At 51.5% G+C, this 20,590-nt stretch carries 18 protein-coding genes; 9 read left to right on the top strand and 9 right to left on the bottom strand.

Annotated elements, in window-relative coordinates; translation table 11 throughout:
- The first annotated feature begins 160 nt into the window (after positions 1-160).
- From BZG13_RS03605 to BZG13_RS03635, 7 genes are all read left to right on the top strand, one after another.
- The gene (locus BZG13_RS03605; RefSeq protein WP_158074863.1) at positions 161-1,510 is read left to right on the top strand and encodes a bifunctional diguanylate cyclase/phosphodiesterase; all 1,350 of its coding nucleotides are present in this window, start codon (positions 161-163) and stop codon (positions 1,508-1,510) included.
- Positions 1,511-1,748: 238 nt separating this feature from the next.
- Entirely contained in the window at positions 1,749-2,531 is a 783-nt protein-coding gene (locus tag BZG13_RS03610) for a DUF3450 domain-containing protein (RefSeq protein WP_241824772.1), read from the top strand.
- Positions 2,528-3,877 carry a MotA/TolQ/ExbB proton channel family protein gene (locus tag BZG13_RS03615; protein WP_077457082.1) on the top strand — a complete coding sequence of 450 codons (1,350 nt, stop codon included), beginning with the start codon at positions 2,528-2,530 and terminating at the stop codon, positions 3,875-3,877. Before BZG13_RS03610 ends, BZG13_RS03615 begins: the two co-directional genes overlap by 4 nt.
- Entirely contained in the window at positions 3,874-4,422 is a 549-nt protein-coding gene (locus BZG13_RS03620) for a MotA/TolQ/ExbB proton channel family protein (RefSeq protein ID WP_069360896.1), read from the top strand. Before BZG13_RS03615 ends, BZG13_RS03620 begins: the two co-directional genes overlap by 4 nt.
- The gene (locus BZG13_RS03625; protein WP_046075609.1) at positions 4,422-4,826 is read left to right on the top strand and encodes an ExbD/TolR family protein; all 405 of its coding nucleotides are present in this window, start codon (positions 4,422-4,424) and stop codon (positions 4,824-4,826) included. Before BZG13_RS03620 ends, BZG13_RS03625 begins: the two co-directional genes overlap by 1 nt.
- Entirely contained in the window at positions 4,826-5,458 is a 633-nt protein-coding gene (locus BZG13_RS03630) for an energy transducer TonB (RefSeq protein ID WP_077457084.1), read from the top strand. Before BZG13_RS03625 ends, BZG13_RS03630 begins: the two co-directional genes overlap by 1 nt.
- Positions 5,458-6,630: a tetratricopeptide repeat protein gene (locus BZG13_RS03635; protein ID WP_077457086.1), complete on the top strand. Its 1,173-nt coding sequence runs from the start codon at positions 5,458-5,460 to the stop codon at positions 6,628-6,630. Before BZG13_RS03630 ends, BZG13_RS03635 begins: the two co-directional genes overlap by 1 nt.
- 200 nt (positions 6,631-6,830) lie before the next feature.
- On the opposite strand, the gene cspE is transcribed toward BZG13_RS03635, so the two are convergent.
- From cspE to BZG13_RS03655, 4 genes are all read right to left on the bottom strand, one after another.
- Entirely contained in the window at positions 6,831-7,043 is a 213-nt protein-coding gene (gene cspE / locus BZG13_RS03640; RefSeq protein WP_046075612.1) for a transcription antiterminator/RNA stability regulator CspE, read from the bottom strand.
- A gap of 309 nt (positions 7,044-7,352) precedes the next feature.
- On the bottom strand, positions 7,353-9,347 hold the full coding sequence (gene tkt / locus BZG13_RS03645) for a transketolase (protein WP_077485108.1): 1,995 nt from the start codon (positions 9,345-9,347) through the stop codon (positions 7,353-7,355).
- A 98-nt stretch (positions 9,348-9,445) separates the two neighbouring features.
- The gene (tal, locus tag BZG13_RS03650) at positions 9,446-10,396 is read right to left on the bottom strand and encodes a transaldolase (protein WP_069360904.1); all 951 of its coding nucleotides are present in this window, start codon (positions 10,394-10,396) and stop codon (positions 9,446-9,448) included.
- Positions 10,397-10,576: 180 nt separating this feature from the next.
- Entirely contained in the window at positions 10,577-11,593 is a 1,017-nt protein-coding gene (locus BZG13_RS03655; RefSeq protein WP_069360905.1) for a sugar-binding transcriptional regulator, read from the bottom strand.
- 333 nt (positions 11,594-11,926) lie between these two features.
- Here BZG13_RS03655 and BZG13_RS03660 point away from each other — a divergent pair, with 333 nt between their 5' ends.
- The gene (locus BZG13_RS03660) at positions 11,927-14,503 is read left to right on the top strand and encodes an EAL domain-containing protein (RefSeq protein ID WP_158074864.1); all 2,577 of its coding nucleotides are present in this window, start codon (positions 11,927-11,929) and stop codon (positions 14,501-14,503) included.
- A gap of 13 nt (positions 14,504-14,516) precedes the next feature.
- On the opposite strand, the gene murQ is transcribed toward BZG13_RS03660, so the two are convergent.
- Both murQ and BZG13_RS03670 read right to left on the bottom strand, forming a co-directional pair.
- Positions 14,517-15,431, bottom strand: a complete 915-nt coding sequence (gene murQ / locus BZG13_RS03665) for an N-acetylmuramic acid 6-phosphate etherase (protein ID WP_077485112.1) — start codon at positions 15,429-15,431, stop codon at positions 14,517-14,519.
- Positions 15,432-15,440: 9 nt separating this feature from the next.
- Complete coding sequence (locus BZG13_RS03670) at positions 15,441-16,553, bottom strand: anhydro-N-acetylmuramic acid kinase (protein WP_077485114.1); 1,113 nt, start codon at positions 16,551-16,553, stop codon at positions 15,441-15,443.
- Between the two features lie 196 nt (positions 16,554-16,749).
- Between BZG13_RS03670 and nagZ the strand changes: the two genes are divergently transcribed.
- Positions 16,750-17,754, top strand: coding sequence for a beta-N-acetylhexosaminidase (nagZ, locus tag BZG13_RS03675; protein ID WP_077485116.1), 1,005 nt, complete (start codon positions 16,750-16,752; stop codon positions 17,752-17,754).
- A 104-nt stretch (positions 17,755-17,858) separates the two neighbouring features.
- On the opposite strand, the gene BZG13_RS15270 is transcribed toward nagZ, so the two are convergent.
- The 3 genes from BZG13_RS15270 to BZG13_RS03685 form a co-directional block, all read right to left on the bottom strand.
- The gene (locus BZG13_RS15270) at positions 17,859-18,035 is read right to left on the bottom strand and encodes a hypothetical protein (RefSeq protein ID WP_155522544.1); all 177 of its coding nucleotides are present in this window, start codon (positions 18,033-18,035) and stop codon (positions 17,859-17,861) included.
- 150 nt (positions 18,036-18,185) lie between these two features.
- Positions 18,186-19,031 carry an HTH-type transcriptional regulator HdfR gene (gene hdfR / locus BZG13_RS03680; RefSeq protein WP_069360910.1) on the bottom strand — a complete coding sequence of 282 codons (846 nt, stop codon included), beginning with the start codon at positions 19,029-19,031 and terminating at the stop codon, positions 18,186-18,188.
- Between the two features lie 79 nt (positions 19,032-19,110).
- Positions 19,111-20,577 (bottom strand): lactate dehydrogenase, encoded by a 1,467-nt coding sequence (locus BZG13_RS03685; RefSeq protein WP_077485118.1) that lies wholly within the window; start codon positions 20,575-20,577, stop codon positions 19,111-19,113.
- Between the last annotated feature and the right edge of the window lie 13 nt (positions 20,578-20,590).

Consider the following 20,590-nt stretch of genomic DNA (forward strand, 5'->3'; position numbering starts at 1 on the left):
AGTTTCATCCCAGCGGAATGAGTACAAACTTAATATCTGTCTCATTAATCAGACTTTTAGTAGAAATATCCCTGTTGACTAGGCTATTATTTATATCTATTCATCGACATAATAAGACATGATGATGCCAGAGAAGTACTTTAATTCTACTCAGCTCTCTATGCTTTTTAGAGCTTTTGATAACTTAGATCAAGCGGTTCTCATTGCGAATGAGTCCCGAGAGATTATACACGTAAATCAAAGCTTTACTGATTGTTTTGGTTATAAGTACGATGAAGTGATAGGAAAACCAACGCAAATCCTTTATGCGAGTGAAAGTGATTTTCTTCGTGTCGGCCAAGTGATCGCCAACGCCCGCAGTGACAACCCTAACGAGACCTTTTACATCGATTGTGTCACTAAGTATGGTGACGTTTTTAAAGGTCGGTTAAACGGCGGTATCATTCGAAATGACGACGGCGTTAATGCGTTGTACGTTGGACTAATAACCGATGAAACGGTCAAACTCAAAGCAGAGTATGGGCTGAACAAACTCCACAGCGTTACATCTAATCGACAGCTATCATTTCGTGAGCGAACACTCGAGATCCTGGCATTAGGGTGCGAAATGTTCGGGCTGCCTATCGGTATTGTCAGTGAGATCATTGACGATGACTATATCGTGAAGCACGCCCATCACCCTGACGACGCGATTGAAGAGGGCACGGTGTTTGACTTGAAGGGCACTTACTGTAGTCATGTTTACAAAGCCAACGATGTGCAAGGCTTTCACCATGTCTCTTCCAGTGAAATAGCTGAGCATCCGTGCTTTAAAAACTTTGGCTTAGAAGCGTACCTAGGCGCACCGATTTTTGTCGACGGTCAACGTTACGGTACGGTCAACTTCTCGAGCGCGAGTCCCTGCCGTCCGTTTATTCGGCAAGATTATGAAATGATAAAACTATTTGCTGACTGGCTCGGGCATGAATTGGCCAGAATGAGGGATATCAGTGAATTAAAGCAAGCCAAGGAAGAAATCACGCGGTTAGCGAATACAGACTCACTCACGAGTCTTTATAGCCGTCGCTATGGTGATAAAGCGCTAAGACAAATAATAATGCAAGCTTTTGCGGATGAGCAGCCGCTGAGTATTGCACTGGTGGACTTTGATAACTTTAAAAACATCAACGACACATACGGGCACGATGTCGGTGATAAAGCGCTAACGATATTTGCTGACTTGGCAAGAGGCGAATGTCGAAAAAGTGATCTGGTAGCACGTTGGGGAGGTGAAGAGTTTTTACTCGCATTCCCTGGCTGTCATCGCCGTGAGGCTCACGAGGTGATGACGCGTATCGCCGATAAATTGAGAAAGGCAAACATTGAACAAGCCCCTGCTTTGTCGCTAACCGTGAGTGTCGGTTTAGCTCAATTAGAAAAAGAGGACTCGCTCCGCACACTATTAGTGAGGGCAGACAAGCTTATGTATGACGCCAAGCACCAAGGCCGTGACAGGATTTATGGTGGCTGATTGAGCTCGAGCATGTTGACCTGTTTGATGGTCGAGATACTGCTCACTCGCGAGGCACATGCGCTATCCCGCCTTGTTTCACCGTCAGCTCATCATGACTCGATATGGGCAATATTCCCGCGTTTCTAGGCCTGCTAGGCTAGATCTTTTCCGCCAAACTCGGTACATTACACGCAAATAGAAACTATTCTCACTTTTGTTTATGGCGCAAGCCATATCACCAAGCATGTTTGTAGATATCACCATGATAAAATCGTCTTCATTTCGGCTCGTGCTGGGCGTTGCGTCCTGTTTGGCGTTTACGCCAGTAGTGAGTGCGGATCAACTCGAAAAAGCGCAAGCTATCGAGGGTAACACTACCCAAGAGGCCGCGCAGTCACAGTCACGGATTAATCGCCACTCTGATAGCAGCTTGGCCATGCGCCAAGAAATTGAGCAGCTGCAGGCACAGATTAGTAACCTGGAAATCTATCGCGATCACTTGCAAAACTTGGTGGCCAATCAGGATAAAGAGGCGACCAGCCTGCGGAACCAAATCGACGAGATCAAAGACACTCGCCAAGGCATCGTGCCGTTGATGTATCGCATGTTGGGTGGGCTCGAGCAGTGGCTTGCCAAGGATATTCCTCTTAAAGCCGACCAACGCCACGCCCGTTTGCAAAAACTGAAGGCGATGATGGGCCGCGCCGATGTGGCGGACTCAGAGAAATTCCGTCGTATTCTCGAGGCGTATCAAATTGAGCGAGACTATGGCAGCAAGCTTGATGCCTATCAAGATACCGTTGTGCTTAATGGTCGAGATCACCAGGTGGATGTGTTGCACTTGGGTCGAATGTCGCTGGTGGCGCGTAGCTTAGATGGTCAGCAGCATTGGCTGTGGAGCGCCCGCGATGATCAGTGGGTCGCGCTGGATGCCAGTGTCGCGGAAGCGGTGGATAAGGCCTTTGCGGTGGCGCAAAAGCAAATGGCACCGTCGTTGTTATCTCTGCCATTGAGTGCTAACCAAGGGGTGAAGTCATGAGTTGGAAAACCCTTATTGTCGCAACCTGTTTTGCCGCGATGGCGCCTTTTACCCACGCCGATGATCTTGTCGAGCAGACCCAACAGGCACATCAGCAGGCGAATGAGCATAACCAAGCGCGAGAAGCACAATTCGCGCTGACCGAGCGTGAATTGCGCGCGAAGCTCAATCAGCTCAAAGCCACACGCAATGCGTTAGAGGCGGAAACAGAGCAATTGAGTGACACCTTCAGCGATAACGAGCAACAACTGGCGTCTTTGGAAGATAAGTTGCGTTTGGAGTCGGGCAGTTTGGGTGAGTTGTTTGGTGTGGTGCGCCAAGCAAGTAAAACTATCCAGACCGACGGCGCGTCCAGCTATGTGGCGATCACTCAGCCTGCGTTTAATCAAACGGTGGCAGATATTGTGGCCGCGGATACCTTACCCTCGCTCAAGCAGCTTAATAGCCTGTGGCAGGGCATGCTCACGCAAATGCAAACCAGCGGTCAGCTGCAAACCCTTTCTTTACCTGTGGTGAATGCGCAAGGTGTATCGTCTGAGCAGTCGGTGGTGCGAGTGGGTAACCTTGGGCTGGTGAATGAGCAAGGGTATTTAAACTGGCAAGCTGAACGACAAGTGGCTGTCCCGTACCGGGCACAACCGGACAACACTTTAACATCAGCAAAGCTTGAACAAGCCATCGCCAACGTCGGTGAGACCGTGCTCGTCGATCCGTCACGTGGCACGTTACTTGGGCAGCTAGAAAATGCGCCAAGCTTAAGCGAACGCTTTGCGCAGGGTGGCTTCGTTGCCAAAGTGATCGCGACCCTATTGGCTGTCGGCTTGCTCATTGCGCTATACCGTGGGGCAGTCTTGCTCTCGGTTCACGCCAAAATGCATCGCCAGCTTAAACACCCAGAATCACCGGAGGATAATCCGCTTGGCCGTGTGCTGAAGGTCTATCATGATGCGCCAAAGCGCGATGTGGAATCACTGGAGCTGCGTTTATTGGAAGCGGTGGTGGATGAACAGCAAGGCTGTGAAAAAGGCCTATCGATGCTGAAACTGCTTGCTGCATTGGCGCCGATGCTTGGCTTGCTGGGGACGGTGACCGGGATGATCGAGACCTTCCAGGTGATCACCCAGTTTGGTAATGGCGATCCGAAAGTGATGGCGGATGGCATCTCGATGGCTCTGGTCACCACAGTGCTTGGCTTGATTGCCGCCATTCCGCTACTGCTGGCGCATAACATCTTGAGTGGGCAAGCCGATCACATTCGTGGCATGTTGGAAAAACAAAGCATTAGCCTGGTGGCGGAACAAGCTGAAAACAGTGATCAGCGAGTGGAAACCGGACAAGCGGCATGATAGACGTGGCGTTATTTTCACAGCTTGGCCAGCAGGATATTTTGAGCACCTTGCGTCATTTTATGGCGCAAGGTGGGCCCGTGCTTTGGTGGTTAGGTGTGGTGGTAATGGTGTGCTGGGTGTTGGTGATTGAACGCCTGCTATATCTCTATTCACGATTCCCCGCACAACGTCGCGCGTGGATCGCCGCGTGGCAGGCGCGTACCGACCATCATTCTTGGCATGCACGCGCCATTCGCCAAGGCTGGTTGTTTCAAGCCCAACAGGATCTCGGCCGTTATCTTGGCTTTATTAAAGCCTTGGTGGCTATTTGCCCGATGTTGGGGCTGTTAGGCACGGTCACGGGGATGATTTCTGTGTTTGATGTGATGGCCAGCCAAGGCACCAGTGAGCCCCGTTTAATGGCCTCAGGTATTTCAATGGCAACCTTACCCACGATGGCAGGTATGGTGGCTGCCTTGGCCGGTATGTTTGCCCATGCCCGTTTAGTTAAAGCCTGTCAGCGTCGTGAAGTCGCGCTGGAGCAGGCGCTTCGGAGTCAGTAATGCGATTGATTCGAGCCCAAAAACAGCGCGAGGAAGCGCAGGTTGATTTAACCTCCATGTTGGACATTGTGTTCATCATGCTGATCTTTTTTATTGTTACCAGCTCCTTTGTGCGCGAGTCTGGCGTGGAAGTAAACCGCCCGGAAGCCAGCCACTCAACCAGTCAGAAAGAGGCGGGTATTTTTGTCGCGGTCACCGCCTCGAATGAGGTGTACATTGATAAGCGCCTTGTCGATGTGGAACGTGTCGAAGCGACGCTTGAGCATCTATTGCTCGATAAACCCGATGCTTCGCTGGTGATTCAAGCCGATGAGTTGGCGTACAACGGAACGGTGGTTGAAGTCATGGATGCGGCGAAAGGGGCCGGTATTGGCAGCATTGCGTTGGCCACGGAGTCGCCGTAATGAAGCGATGGCTAATCTCATTGCCGGCGGCGTTGATGGTTACGCTTGGCCTGTTTATGTTGATGGCGCTAATGGTCGGACATTCGTCTCAGCGGCCTCAAGAGAAGGCTGAGTCGGTAAGCATTGATATTTTCATGCAAGAGCCGGATACCGAGGTACAACGTCGCCAACGCAGTGTCCCGGAGCGCCCGACACCGCCAGAGGTGCCTGATCCACCGACGCCGGTGACGCAAACGCAGACACAATCCAGTACTGCGCCACAGCCGGATATGCCGAACTTGAATGTGCAAAGCAATATTCAAGGGGTGATGGTGCAAGCGCCGTCGCTCGGCGACTTAAATGTCAGCACCGGGCCGAACAACCAGCAGGCGATGCCGCTGTTTCGGGTCGAGCCGAATTATCCGCCACGCGCCATGCGCCGCGGCCTAGAGGGATTCGTGGTGGTGAGCTTTACCATTAGTCCATCGGGACGCCCACAAGATTTGACCGTGGTTGATGCCAACCCGCCGCGCGTGTTTGAGCGAGAGGCGTTACGCGCGCTGCGTAAATGGAAGTATGAGCCGAAAGTGGTTAACGGAGAGGCCGTGGCTCAACCCGGTCAACAGGTGAAACTGGAGTTTAACTTACGCTAATGTTTAAACGACTCATTGTTACCTTCGTATTGGTCATCTCGCTGCCAGCCGCTGCGCAGCTTTCGCCATCGGTGGCACGCTCGATTGAAAAAGCACAAACGTTAGAGCAAGACGCCAAACTGGGTGAGGCGATTGCCGTGCTTGAAGCGCTGTCTGCTGAACGCGCCTACGATAAAGCCTTTGTAAACCGGGCGTTGGGGGTGTTCTATTGGCAATATGGCAATAATGATAAGGCGATTGTCCATATTCAACGCGCGGTCGACAGTGAACAGCTCAAAGACGCGCAAGCCTGGCAAACCAAGCGCATGCTCGCTGATTTATTGTTGATTGATGACCAGTATGCGTCGGCGTTGCAATACTACTATCCGTTGGCGCGTTCGGTTCCCAAAGAGAAATCGGATCAAGCGGAAGATGTGTGGCTGCGCATTCTGCAGGCGCACTATCAGCGTGAACAGTGGAATAAGGTATTAAGCGCCTATCCGGCGTACCAGGACGTGGTGAAAAATAGCGCCAGCGTGTCGGCATTGTCGTTGAAGTTGGGGGCGCAGCTACAACTCGAGCAATGGCGTGGAGCGACCCCGACGCTTAAAGCATTGTTGAAGCGCGAGCCTGAAAACAAGCAATGGTGGCGCCAATTGGCGGCCAACTATGTGCGCTTAGAGCAGCCAAAAGAGGCGATCAGCACCTATTTACTCGCCCAGCGTAAAGGGGTGGAGCTTGAACCCAGTGAGCAGCGTACGGTGGCGCAGTTGTATGCCAATGTCGGTGTCCCCGAACGAGCAGCGACGTGGCTCAAACGCTTGCCTGAGAACGAACAAGATGCGCAAACGCTCGCGCAGCAAGCAAGCTTATGGCAGCAAGCGCGGGAATGGCCTCAGGCTGTTTCAGCTTGGCAATTGGCGGCACAAAAAGACCGTCAGTACCATTGGCAATTGGCGTTAATGCAAATTCAGCAAGGCGACTATCAGCAAGCACTTACTTCGCTTGATAAAGCGGGTAAAGGGGCATCTGCTAAAGAGATAGCGCTGACAAAAGTGCGCGCCTACTACAAACTAAAGCAGTTTGACCAGGCCCTCAAGCAAGCACGCATTGCTAAAAAGATTGCCCCTGATGAAGCGGTAGAAAGCTGGTTAACGTTTTTGAAAAAGCGTCAGAAAATGCAGCGAGGCTGATTTAAGCCATAAGTCGCGAGTGACCTTGGTCGGTTACTCTGATAAAAAGCCCCAGCTTGGTGAGACACCAGACAGCTGGGGCTTTTTTGTTTAAATGTTTTGTCTCTATCGTTTGCCATCCGCCCTGTTGATCACGTTCGCCAAACGATAGGCACAAAAAAAGGGCGCCTGAGCGCCCTCTATCAATTAGGTCTGGCTTCTTACGCTACAGTAACGTCAGACGCCTGTGGGCCTTTTTGGCCTTGCTCAACGGTGAAGTTCACACGTTGGCCTTCAGTTAGGGTTTTGAAACCTTCGCCAACGATCGCACGGAAGTGTACAAACACGTCTTTTTCGCCGTTGTCACGAGTGATGAAACCGAAACCTTTCTCTTCGTTAAACCACTTTACGATACCAGTTGCTTGATTAGACATAATCATTCTCTCTTAAATTACAAAAAATAGGATAGCTTTGAACGGAGTCGATGAAATGTCTAAAAGCGAAAGCGGGTAACGTTAGAAACTCTATAATATTGATAATAGCGTAGCTTATGTTGACTTTTACTTGATGTATCATTGATGCTCCATGTTCCAGAGCTGTGTTCACCATACAGCAATCCACTCACTTGTAAAGCGTTGTGAGTATTTTTATTCAACTTTGGATGAATGCCTTAACGGTGTGATGTAAAAAGGCCAGTCATCGCTGACTGGCCTTAGCTGAATTAACGTGCCGTGAAGGTGCGATTAAGCGAGCAATTCTTCAGCGGTGTTAACCACGTTTTCAACGGTAAAGCCGAACATTTTGAACAGCTCGTCAGCCGGTGCTGACTCACCGAAGGTGGTCATACCGACAACACGGCCGTCGAGACCCACGTACTTGTACCAGTAATCGGCGATACCCGCTTCAATGGCAATACGTGCTGTCACGTCTGATGGCAGCACGGACTCGCGGTAGGCGGCATCTTGCTTATCGAACAAGTCAGTGCTTGGCATAGAGACGACACGCACTTGTTTGCCGGCTTCGCTTAGTTTCGCGGCTGATTCCATCGCCAATTCGACTTCAGAGCCGGTCGCAATCAAGATCAGATCAGGCTTACCCGCTGCATCTTTTAGGATGTAGCCACCTTTAGCAATGTTAGCCAATTGTGCGTCATCGCGCTCTTGCTGAGCCAGGCCTTGGCGCGAGAACACCAGGGCACTTGGGCCGTCTTTACGCTCAACCGCTGCTTTCCACGCGACCGCAGATTCAACTTGGTCACACGGGCGCCACATGCTCATATTCGGCGTTTGGCGCAAAGTGGCCATTTGCTCAACCGGCTGGTGAGTTGGACCATCTTCACCCAGGCCAATCGAGTCGTGGGTATACACTTGAATGTTTTGCACCTTCATCAGGGCAGCCATGCGCATCGCGTTACGGGCGTACTCCATAAAGATCAGGAAGGTGGCGCCGTAAGGTACAAAACCGCCGTGCAGGGCAATACCGTTGATAATGGCGGTCATACCAAACTCACGCACACCGTAGTGCAGGTAGTTACCGCTAGCATCGTCTGCGCTGATCGCTTTCGAGCCTGACCACATGGTTAAGTTAGACGGTGCCAAGTCAGCAGAGCCACCGAGCAGTTCTGGCAGTAGCTTGCCAAATGCTTCTAACACGTTTTGTGACGCTTTACGCGATGCAATTTTGGCGGGGTTGGCCTGTAGATCTTTGATGAGCTTCTGGGTTTCGCTGTCCCAGTTGCTTGGCAGCTCACCCTTCATGCGACGAGTAAACTCAGCGGCCAGCTCTGGATACTGTGCTTGATACGCCGCGAATTTCTCATTCCATGCGGCTTCTTTAGCCGCACCGGCTTCTTTGGCGTCCCACTGTGCGTAAATATCTTGTGGGATCTCAAATGGGCCATGCTCCCAACCGAGGAATTCACGCGCGGCTTGTACTTCGTCATCACCCAGTGGCGCACCGTGGCAGTCGTGGCTGCCTGCTTTGTTGGGTGAGCCGTAACCGATGGTGGTCTTGGTGCAGATCAATGTCGGCTTACCAGTTTCTGCTTTTGCCGCTTCGATGGCCGCTTGAATGGCTGCCGAATCATGGCCGTCGACGGCAGGGATCACGTGCCAGCCATAAGATTCAAAGCGTTTCGCGGTATCGTCAGAGAACCAACCTTCCACATGACCGTCGATAGAAATGCCGTTGTCATCCCAGAAAGCGATCAGTTTGCCCAGGCCCAGGGTGCCGGCGAGTGAGCATGCTTCGTGCGAGATGCCTTCCATCAAGCAGCCATCGCCCAAGAATGCGTAGGTATGATGATCGACAATGTCGTGGCCGTCGCGGTTAAACTGCGCCGCGAGTGATTTTTCTGCCACTGCCATACCCACCGCATTGGTAATGCCCTGGCCGAGAGGACCTGTGGTGGTTTCAATACCCGGCGCGTAGCCATATTCAGGGTGGCCTGGGGTATTGGAGTGCAATTGACGGAACTGTTTAAGATCGTCAATGGATACGCCATAGCCGGTCAGGTGCAGTAACGAATAAATCAGCATAGAGCCGTGGCCGTTTGACAGTACGAAACGGTCACGGTTGGCCCAATCTGGGTTTTGTGGGTTGTGGTTCATGTGGTCGCGCCACAAGACTTCGGCGATATCAGCCATGCCCATTGGGGCGCCTGGGTGACCAGATTTGGCTTTTTGCACACCGTCCATCGCAAGGGCGCGGATGGCGTTAGCTAGCATTTTGCGTTCCATGTGTTTACCTACAGGTTGAACAGGTGAAATAGGGTTAAACAGTATCATAAAAGCGGACTCAGCCGCTTTTATTGTGTTAAATCACGCTTTGTGTTGGATCACAGTTGTTCGCGAATCATGTCTTCAAGCTTGCCTTGGTCAACCGCGAAATTGCGGATGCCTTCTGCGAGCTTCTCAACCGCCATCGCGTCTTGGTTGTGCTCCCATAAGAATTCGGCGTGGGTCATACGCGCTGGGCGTTGTTCGGTGGCTCCCGCGTCTTTGAGTTTCACAGGCACGTCACCGTCGGCGTCGCTCAGCTCTTGGAGAAGCTGTGGGCTGATGGTGAGACGATCGCAGCCAGCCAGCTCTAAAATCTCGCCCGTGTTACGGAAGCTCGCGCCCATCACGACGGTGTCGTAGCCGTGGGCTTTGTAGTAGTTGTAGATGGTGGTGACGGATTTAACACCTGGGTCTTCAGCCGCCTCAAAATCGCGGCCTTCTTTGGCTTTGTACCAATCCATGATGCGGCCCACAAACGGTGAAATCAGGTAAGCACCCGCTTCGGCACAGGCGCGTGCTTGTGCGAATGAGAATAAGAGCGTCAGGTTACAGTTGATCCCTTCTTTTTCCAGGATTTCTGCGGCGCGGATGCCTTCCCAAGTTGACGCCAGTTTGATCAGAATGCGCTCGTTGCTGATCCCCGCTTCGTTGTACATGCTGATAAGCTTGCGCGCTTTAGCCACACTCGCGTCTGTGTCGTAAGACAAACGTGCATCTACCTCGGTAGAAATACGGCCAGGGATCACGTTGAGGATTTCTTTACCAATATTGACGGCGAGACGGTCACAGGTATCGGCAACCTGTTGGTCTGCGTCGCTGCTGTGTGATTTTGCATAAGCAATCGCTTCATCGATCAGCGGCGCATATTCTTTGATTTGCGCGGCTTTGAGGATCAGAGAAGGGTTGGTTGTGGCATCTTGCGGTTGGTATTTTTTAATCGCTTCTATGTCGCCTGTGTCAGCGACCACTGTGGTTAGGGCACGGAGTTGGTCCAGTTTGTTGCTCATCTTCACTCACCTTCTTTACGTGGTAGGCCCAGACGCCGTATGACGTGCTAACGCTTGCTCTGAATATGAACAGATGCAACGCGTCTGAGCAAATGATGTGACGATCTTTGAGTTTTTTACGTCACTTGTCAATTGTATTGCGACATAAAGAGAGTTAAGTCTCACTCTTTGGTCACGGATTTACTCATCCTGTTGAAACGTGAACGCTGCTTCATCGGGGGCAGGCTCAGACATGTTGAGCAGCGCCATGGCGCAGCTGGCACTGGTCGCCAACACATCAATCACCCCAGTGCGCAAAGCGCCGAGTATCGACAAGGCTTTACGACTTTCACTGGCCATGGCGATGACACTGGGAATACGTGCCAAGTCAGGCATGGCTAGCCCAACCACGCGCCCTCGCATCAAATTGTCGGTAGGTTGTCCGTCAAGGCGGAAAAAATCAAAGCCACCGATGTCTCCGACAATACCATGGTTAACACGTGCTTCAACAAATTCGCGTGCGGTAAAACAGCCTAATTTGACCATATGGCTATTTTCGTCCATATCGCCAATGCCGACCAGTGCAAACTCTGCCTTTCTCGCCTGATTCAAGGTTTCACTGATATTGGGGTGAGAGACAAACACTTGCTGGATTGACTCGTTATCGACGTAGGCGGGGGCATACAGGGTTTCACTGCTGCCACCAAATTTTTTGGCGAGACGCCGGCAAATATGATCCGCGTTAAAGGCATCACCACTTCGGTGGGTACCGCCGATCGCACAAACAAAGCGCGTTTGGCGATGAGAGACGACCCCTGGGTGATCAGCAACCGCCGCGACGTTTTGACCTTGCCCCACTGCGACTACCATGCCGTCGTTAAGGTTGCCATCCAAATAAGTGGAAACCAGGGTCGCGACTTGAGTGCGCTGCTCTTCGGGACTGGGTTGGTCGAGAGAAATTAATGCGCGTTTGAGATTAAATCGCGCCATGAGCCTTTGTTCTAATTGCGCGCTATGCACGGGATGAAACTTCACCGTGATTTCAACGATCCCTTCCTCGCGTGCTTTTCGGAGTAGACGGCTGACTTTGGGGCGACTTATTTTGTATTTGCGTGCGATCTCCTCTTGGGTCGCGCTTTGCTGGTAATACAGAATGGCGATTTCGGTCAGCAAATCTGTGTCTTCGTGAACGTTATCTGGGGACGTTGGCGTACTCATGGATGTTGGTCTCGCTCATCGATCGGATCAAACTCACCGCACACAGTACGGCTCACTGTAATGGGTCTCAGTGTATCGCGCTTATGATGATTGAACAAATGTTCCATTTTAAAACTTATGTTCATTTGTTTTGGCTTCTACGACGCGCTATGTAACCCTCTGATTAATCGTATAGGCAGCGTTTTTAAAGGCGTTCTGTTTGAAAAAGTAGCCATCACTATCTATTTTTATTACGTCCCGCCAGCATTCCGAGCAGATTAAATCGCAAGAAGTACAAGGGAAGGGGAGTAACCTCGGGCGGCAGACTCGTTTTTGGTTAAGGAGTGTATGTTTATGCACGCACTACAGTCTCGGCAGCCCCTTATTTGGGTGACGACCTTGTTCACATTGGTGGTTGTATTGGCTGTCGGGTTTTGGATGACGAGTTTGAGCCGCACCACCGCCCCTGCGCAATCACTGGTCAGCACCGACTATAGTTATTTCATTGATGAGACCAACGGCCTCTCTCTTAACTATGTGTTGGATCATGCGCCGTTTACGCCAGCCGATAGCGCGCGTGACATTCCGTGGAAGCTGGCTTATCAAACCTATTGGATCAAGCTTGATTTTAATTATCGTGGCTTGGCTGAGCGCGACATTCATGTGCTCACCGATAACCCACTGATTGACTATTTGGACGCCTACCATATCTTGGATAGCGATCAGGTGCGCTCACAGATAAAAGCAGGGGATAAAACACCGGCACGCTTGAATCGCTTGCCAATGCCCGATTCTATTCCGATCAATTTACTCCCTGATCGCGACAACCAATTACTGCTCAAAGTCACCTCGAATGATATGGCGATCATGCCGTTAAGTGTGATGTCGCACCACGCGTTTGATCATCTGTCCAGATCGGTGCATTTGGTCTGGGGGGGATTTGTCACCTTTACGGTTATGGTGGCGCTGTATAGTGCTGGGGTGTATGTCTATAGCCGTCAACGCGTCTATCTCCTTTTTGTTCCCGTTGCCCTAATGAGTGCGATGCTCGTGAGCGTGAATCACGGTTTCAGTCGTTACTTTTTGCCAGATACGGTTCAAATAGTCATCAGTAACCACTTGGTTGCGTTGGCCGTTTGCTTACTCATGGCGGGATTGTGGTTTACTTATTATTTTTTAGACTTTGAGCGAAGTCGGCTTTATCAGCGTGCCAGATCACTGTTTTATATGACTTGTGGAGGGCTATTTGGCTTAGCTGTATTAAGTTTTATTACCCCGACGTATGTGTCACTGGCATTCGTTTTTATCGCGCAATTGCCAGTTTATGGCTTGCTAGCCTACTACCTATGGTTGCAATGGCAGCCGAGAAAGTCTTGGCTCTTTCTTTTTTCCATGAGCTGGATCCCCGCCATCATGGGTGGGGTGATGCTTTATGCCTTGATGCTCAATTACGTTGAATACAGCTTACTATCGCGTTATGCCCTGATGATGTTGCTGGGCATCACCATGATCTCGTTTACCTTGGCGTTGGCTGAGCGTTTCCGGTACCAACGGTTACAAGAAATGCAAGCGCTCACCTACGATACCTTAAGCTACTTACCGAATAATAATGTGTTACATATGATGATCGACGACTTGATCAGTCGGCATATGACTTTCAATTTATATTGTCTCTCGGTAGATAATTATACCAGCCTCTTACCGTATTTAGATGAGCACACCCGAGAGGAATACATCACCGCGATTGCGGAGCGTATCAGTGATGTCCTGGCTGCACCGCCTGTGATCTTTATAAAAACGGACACTGACATGCCAGCTTATCGCTTGGGCTGCTTAAAAGAAGGTGTATTTGCTTTTTTTATGGATGATGCTGACAGCGCAGCCTGTGATCGTATCATCGATGCCCTGATTAAAGAGTTAAATGGTGCATTGTGTGTTGGTGGGTTTGTCACACAAGTGAGAGTCCGGATTGGTGCTTGTCACTACCCCACCGATGGTGATCATCCGAGCTTATTAATCAGCCGTGCCCTAAGCGCTATTGCTCAACACCAGTCACTCACTACTCACTATGCACGCTTTAACTCCGACGAGCAGCGACATCATCAACTGCATGTTTCACTCGTGACCGATTTAAGAGACGCCATCGAGAATGATCAGCTCGAGCTTTATCATCAACCGCAGATTGACTTGCGCACTGGCTCTATCCATGGTTCGGAAGTCTTAGCGCGCTGGACGCACCCTGAGTACGGGCAAATATCGCCTGAAGTCTTTGTGCAAATGGCGGAAGATGTTGGGATCATTAATAATCTTACTTTATGGGTGATGAAACGCGCGTTTCAACAACAAGCGCAGCTTATCCGTAACGGCCATTGCCGCCGCCTTTCCATCAATATCAGTGCGTCTGATATTTATATACCGGATCTGGCTAATCGTGTGGTCGAGCTGGCGCACCGATATCATATACCGACAAACCTCATCTCGTTGGAACTGACAGAATCAGTGATGGTCGAGGACTATAACTGGCTAAAACAACTGATTTCAGCACTGTCTGCCAGTGGGATTGAAGTATCGATCGATGATTACGGCACGGGCTATTCCTCGTTGTATTTCCTTTCTCAACTCCCATTCACTGAGCTTAAAATTGATCGCAGTTTTGTGCGAGATCTGCACAAGAGCGGCCGTCATCAAAGCATTGTTCGCGCCACCACAGACATGGCCCGCTCACTAGGGGTAATGGTTGTTGCTGAGGGCGTGGAAACAGAGGAAGCGGAGGCCCTGTTACGCCGGTATGGCGTCGATGTGTCACAAGGCTATTATTACTCTCGGCCGCTTCCGTTCCAACAATATCAGGCTTATGTTGAGCGCATGGACAGTGTGCAACCGACGGCGATATTGCAAGAGAAAAGCCTGCGCTCCTCCTCAGATGGATAAGGCTTGTCGAGTATTACCCTAACGCCAGCGCATCACGCAGGTGCCCATTGGCCTGCTGAAGGCGTTGCCGGGCTGTAGCGGGATCCTGGTCGGCCAAGATCATCAAGATCGCGACTTTTACTTCGCCATCAGCGCGTGAAAGGGCATGTGTCGCGGTATCTTCTTCACACCCTGTCGCTTCCATCACGATCAACGTTGAACGGGTCGCCAGTTTATCGTTGCTAGCTTTTACATCGACCATCAAATTTTGATAGCACTTGCCTGTCTTTATCATCGCGGCGGTGCTTAGCATATTTAATACCATTTTTTGCGCCGTACCTGATTTCATTCGGGTTGAGCCCGTGAGCGCTTCGGGGCCAACCTCGGGTGTAATGGCAATCTGGGCGTGGGTGTTGATCGCCGCATGGGGATTACATGACAGCGCGACCGTCACCGCGTCGATTTTCTGGGCATAATCGAGTGCACCGAGGACATAAGGGGTGCGACCACTGGCGGCGATGCCGACCACTACATCCTTCGCGGTGAGGTGTTGCGCGACCAAATCCGATTTACCCGCATCAGGGTTATCTTCGGCACCTTCTTGGGCAACGAACATGGCAGGTTCGCCACCGGCAATCAGTCCTATGACCTGCTGATTATTAACCCCAAAGGTGGGCGGGCATTCCACGGCGTCAAGCACGCCAAGTCGACCACTGGTTCCCGCCCCGATGTAGATAAGACGGCCGCCTTGGTTAAAGCTTGCCGCAATCGCATCGACCGCGTTGGCAATCGCAGGGAGCTGCGTCTGCACGGCGGCGGCGACTCCTTTATCTTCTGCGTTAATCATCGCCACCAAGCCCAGTGTGTCTTGTTGGTCGATCGTCAGTGTATGCGGGTTGCGTGTTTCTGAGAGTAAGCCTTTTAGCTGATCGACGCTGGGGGCTGACATAATCGTTCCTCAGTAAGGTAGATAAATGGCACCAAGGCAACAGGCTTGCGTTGCGCCCGTCACGGCGGGCACGTTGCCTGGTTGGTGATTAAGGGTTTGTCTGGCTAGCCAAGCAAAGGCAATAGCTTCCATATCGTCGCAACTGATCCCGGCATCGTCAGTTTGTGCAATCGACCATTGCGGAAGTGCCTGTTGTAGCGCATGCATCAATGCTTGATTGTGCGCGCCACCGCCACACACGAAGACGCGGCCACGTTCTAATGGACGAATGGCTAATGCAATACTTTCGGCGGTCAATGCCAGCAAGGTCGCTTGCACTTGGTCTGGAGAGAGTGAAAACGCGAGCAGTTGGCGATCGAGCCAGTCAAGATTGAAGTATTCCCGCCCGGTACTTTTGGGGGCGGGACGTGAGAAGTAGGCGTCAGACAACAGGCGGTTGAGTAAGGGTTGATACGCGCAGCTGGTGGCTGCCCACTCGCCATCTTTATCATAGGCTTGATGGCGGTGACGCTGCGTCCAGGCATCCATCAACATATTCCCAGGGCCCGTATCAAAGCCATACAAGGGGCGGTCAGGGCAAATCATCGATACGTTGGCAATACCGCCGATATTCACCACCGCGGTGGCTTGTTCGCTATCAGCAAAGTAATCATTGTGAAAGGCGGGCACCAAAGGCGCGCCTTGGCCGCCATACGCCATGTCTTTGCGCCTAAAATCAGCGACGGTGGTAATGCCGGTTCGCGCTGCAATCACATTGGCGTCGCCAAGCTGCATGGTGAATGGATAATCACCGCTGGGTTGGTGATAGACGGTTTGACCATGACAACCGACGGCGGCGACATGCTTGGGCCGTAATGCTGCTTGTTCAAGTAAGGTATTGATAGCATTGGCATAACATTCCCCTAAACGACGATCGAGTTCACCCAAAGCTTTGACCGACATCGGATGGCCTCGGCTCAAGGTAATCACCGTGGTTTTAATATCTTGGGGAAGCGGATCGCTGTGGCGGGCGATAGACTCCACGTAACCGGCGTGAGTAAACCTTACAGCGACGACATCGATACTATCTAAGCTCGTCCCTGACATGACACCTATATAGATATCGGCGGCGGGCTGTGACATCGGGTGTTTCCTTACGTTAGTCAAACAATAAGATGGCGATGAGGTAAAACGCACTGAGTATAAACAGATTGCGATACGTGGCAAAGTGCTTGATTATGCGTCTGTGATACTGACATCTTATCAGTCGGTAAGACATGATGGTGGAGAATACCGAGCATGGTTGTCAGTGGGTTGACAAGCGTATGAAGGAGAAACAATGGGACCGGTTTGGCTGGATGTGCATGCAGAGCAGCTCGATAACGAAGAAAAAGAAATCTTGGCCCACCCGAGTGTTGGCGGCGTCATTTTATTTGCGCGCAACTATTACGATTCAGAGCAGCTTCGTGCACTAACGCAATCGATTCGTGTTGCGGCTGGGCGTGAGATCTTAATTGGCGTCGACCAAGAGGGCGGACGTGTTCAGCGATTTCGCGACGCGTTTACGCCCATCCCCGCCGCGCAGTCATATGGTGCGTTGAGCGCCAGTCCAGCGCTGGCGGAGCAGGCGGGTTGGATAATGGCAATGGAGCTGATCGCCCATGGGATTGATCTTAGCTTTGCACCTGTGCTGGATTTAGGGTTTGGGTGTGCGGCAATCAAAGACCGCGCCTTTGGCGCAACACATCAAGCTATCACCGACTATGCCGGCGCCTTTGCTAAGGGGATGCGCCTGGCGGGCATGGCCACGACAGGGAAACATTTTCCGGGACACGGAGGGGTGAAAGAAGACTCGCACTTAGTGACACCTGAGGACACGCGCGATATTTTGCACTCAGACGATTTTGCGATTTTCCAATCGTTTATTGAGCAGGGGCTCGTGGATGCGATGATGCCTGCGCATGTGATTTACCCACAACATGATGCCTTGCCTGCGAGCGGCTCGCCATACTGGCTTAGCCAGATTTTGCGCCAACAGCTTGGGTTTAAAGGGATTATTTTCTCGGATGATTTAAGTATGGGCGGTGCGCATTTGTTCGGTGACGCGCCCGCGCGTGCCAAAGCGGCGCTTGATGCGGGATGCGACATGGCCTTGATATGCAATGATCGTCACAGTGCGGTGTCGGTGCTCGACGCGTTGCCGATTCAGTCGGTTACTGCGGCTGACAGGTTGCGGGTGCGCCAAACCGTGGATTGGCAACGCTTACAGCAAGATCCGCGTTGGCAGCTAGCACAGCGTGCGATTAAACGACACGCAGCAGAGTGGCAAGCGCAACAAGCCTGAGTGAGTGCTCCAGTGTCTAAAAACCACAACAAAAAGGCAACGCGATACCGTTGCCTTTATCCTATCAATGACCAGTGCTTCATGCCGCGAGCCTTACCTCGCGATTAGCGATCCTCTCCAAAATAACTGTCGTCGTATTGAGAGCGTTGCGCGCGTTTGTTATGGCGCTTCTTGTCTTTTTTGCCGCGTGGCATATCGTCATCAAAATCGTCGTGGTGGCGAGATTTAAACTTCTCTTTTTGTTGCGAGCCGTGTTTTAACCATTGATCCCACTGTGCCATGGTGGTGTTTTCCTAACGCTTGTTGATTGTCAGTGCTATGTGTAGCCGAAGTGTTAGACACATAATGTTTGCCTAACGATTCTAAGATAGCCTAAAAATTGACCGTCGACTAGTGAAATAGGCGTGAATTTAGCGATTTTTTCTGTGCCCTTATAACTGACCGGCGGATGATACTAAATCATTGATTAGGTTGCTTTTATCACTATTGGTTAGCCAGGTAAGGTAAAGAGGATGGGTCAACATATGGCCGTGGTCAATCAGGTGGAGTTGTCCATTGTCGAGATAAGGATGAACCGCTAATGACGGTAGAAACGCGACGCCACCGTGTACGAGTAAATAGTTTAATGCGAGTTGGCATGACTGGGTGTGTAACACAGGTGAACGTTGCAGGGACGCAATTTGGCTTTGCTCGAGCGAAAAGCGAGTGCCCCAATCGAGATAGATCAGGGGGAGGGTCTCGCTCGTGTCCAGCGTGAGCCCCGGTATATGGCTGACTAACTGAAGTTGGTAATCGCCTAAGTGATGCGATTGTAATCCTTCAAGCTTAGGCAGCTCTGAGGTCAACCCGGCATCAATACGTTTTTCAATCAAATGGCGTGCTAGCAACTGGGCTGGCGTCGATTCGGTACGGATCAACCAGTCTCCGTGTGCCGCACAGACGCGGTTTACCCATGCGCTGACGCCATCGAGTTCCCACAGCATCGGGGAGGCGGCTAGCGTCAGTTGCGCGCTCGCGTGGTGCATCGCACTGACGTCCTGTTGGGCGCGCTGCCAGGTTTGCAGCATGGTTTCAGCGTAAGGAAGTAATCGCTCCCCCGCATCGGTCAGACGAACATTATTGCGCTGACGAATAAACAGGGATGTATTCAGCTGCGTTTCGAGTTGTCGAATGCGAAAGCTCACAGCGGACTGGGTCAGGTAAAGGTTGTCCGCTGCACGACCGAAGTGACGTGTCTTGCTGACTTCAATAAATGTGCGCAGGAGTTGAATGTCCAATGGCGGTTTCCTTCTCGGCGATATTGGGCATTTAGGCAAAAAACCTCGATGCACGTCAAGTGAATGCGCGCGATATCAATCAGAGCATCAGATCCGCCAAGGTCAAAGGGCGTTCGGTCAAGCCAAGCCGTTGGGCTGGGGTGAGATGCGCGCGGTCTTGCCAACATAAGTTGTGCCATGCGCGATAGATATCAAGCAAGGGTAGCAGTCCACCCGGGCGCAGTCGGCGTCTCGGCTCATTGACCAACAGTGAAAACTGCTGGTGGAAGTGCTGTTGATATTTTTTTAATGCATCACAGCTTGCATGGGTTAACCAATAGGCCTCTTGACCTTTGTTTTGGCCATGATCGCAGATCGCCTTAGCGCCGTCGCCACGGCGAGTAAAGGCCCAACGGTCACGCCACCAGCTTAGCAAAACGATATCAATTTTTTCTGGCTCTGATCCGGGCTGCCAACCGGCATCTTGCTCGACGTATACATGGCTGACGCGCTTATCGCGAATATCGGCCTCAAAAACGGAGAGGCAAGCGGAGCGCAATAAAGGCTCTTGTGGCGAAAACACCACAATTTGCTGCCAATGTTCGATTAACGGCTTGAGGTTGAGGTAGTGTGCATACGTGGTGTATTGAGGGCGGATCAGCGTGCCGCGATTAGGATAAATAAAATGCAGTGGCTGCGTATAAGGATCTTCGACATTCGAGCGGGCAAAGACATCGCGGTATTTGGCATCAACCCGACCCAATAATCCTTCTGGCCGTGCCACTGTTTCTTGCGGCTGACCCGCACTGTGCGTCGACATAAACCGACAATCAGGTTGGTAAGGGTCATGGTGTGTGGTCAAGTGGTGATGGTCATCCGCATGATAATTCACATCTTGCTGCAGCACGTAGCCACTATGCGCTTCACCCGTTGCTAGCCATTGCACGCCATTGTCGCTCTTGGGCTGCAATGCGGTGTGGACACTGGCTAGGTGACCGGTTGAGGTATCAGCTAAAAACCGACTATCGTAAGCGGCAAGCTTTTGTCGGCAACGTGCGGCTATTTGGTTAAGATGATCGTAGAAGGTTTTCGGATTCAGCGACAGCCGCCGGCAGATGTCACGCACTGTGTGGCCAGTAAAAAGAAAGGCCAACAGTTTTTGCTGTAACTCACTTTTTTTGTTGATCCCAGACCAGCGATCGACAAAGGTGCTTTGGCAGCTTTTGCAACGATAGCGTTGACGATCGCCACTATAGCCGAACGCATGATAACAATGCCGATGCGTGAGCACGGGTTTGCCTAAATGTTCACATTCTGGGTTGGTGCAGGCACACAAGCCATCGGCATGAAGTTGGCGCTGAGTAATTAGCTCAGCGTGAACATCATGGTTATTTAACAGTGGAGGAAACGCGCCACACTCACGGCACACCAAGGTTGGTCGTGCTGGATTGGTGTGCTGAACCAAGTAATCTTGCTCATCCTTTGACCCAAAATTCGGGCAGGTGAGGGTTTTACAGAAGTTCAGCTGTAAATCACCGGCCGCGAGGGGCAGTTTACCGCTAGACACGTTTCCTCCGACC

Source organism: Salinivibrio sp. ML323, from assembly GCF_001995745.1.
GTDB classification, from domain to species: Bacteria; Pseudomonadota; Gammaproteobacteria; order Enterobacterales; family Vibrionaceae; genus Salinivibrio; species Salinivibrio kushneri.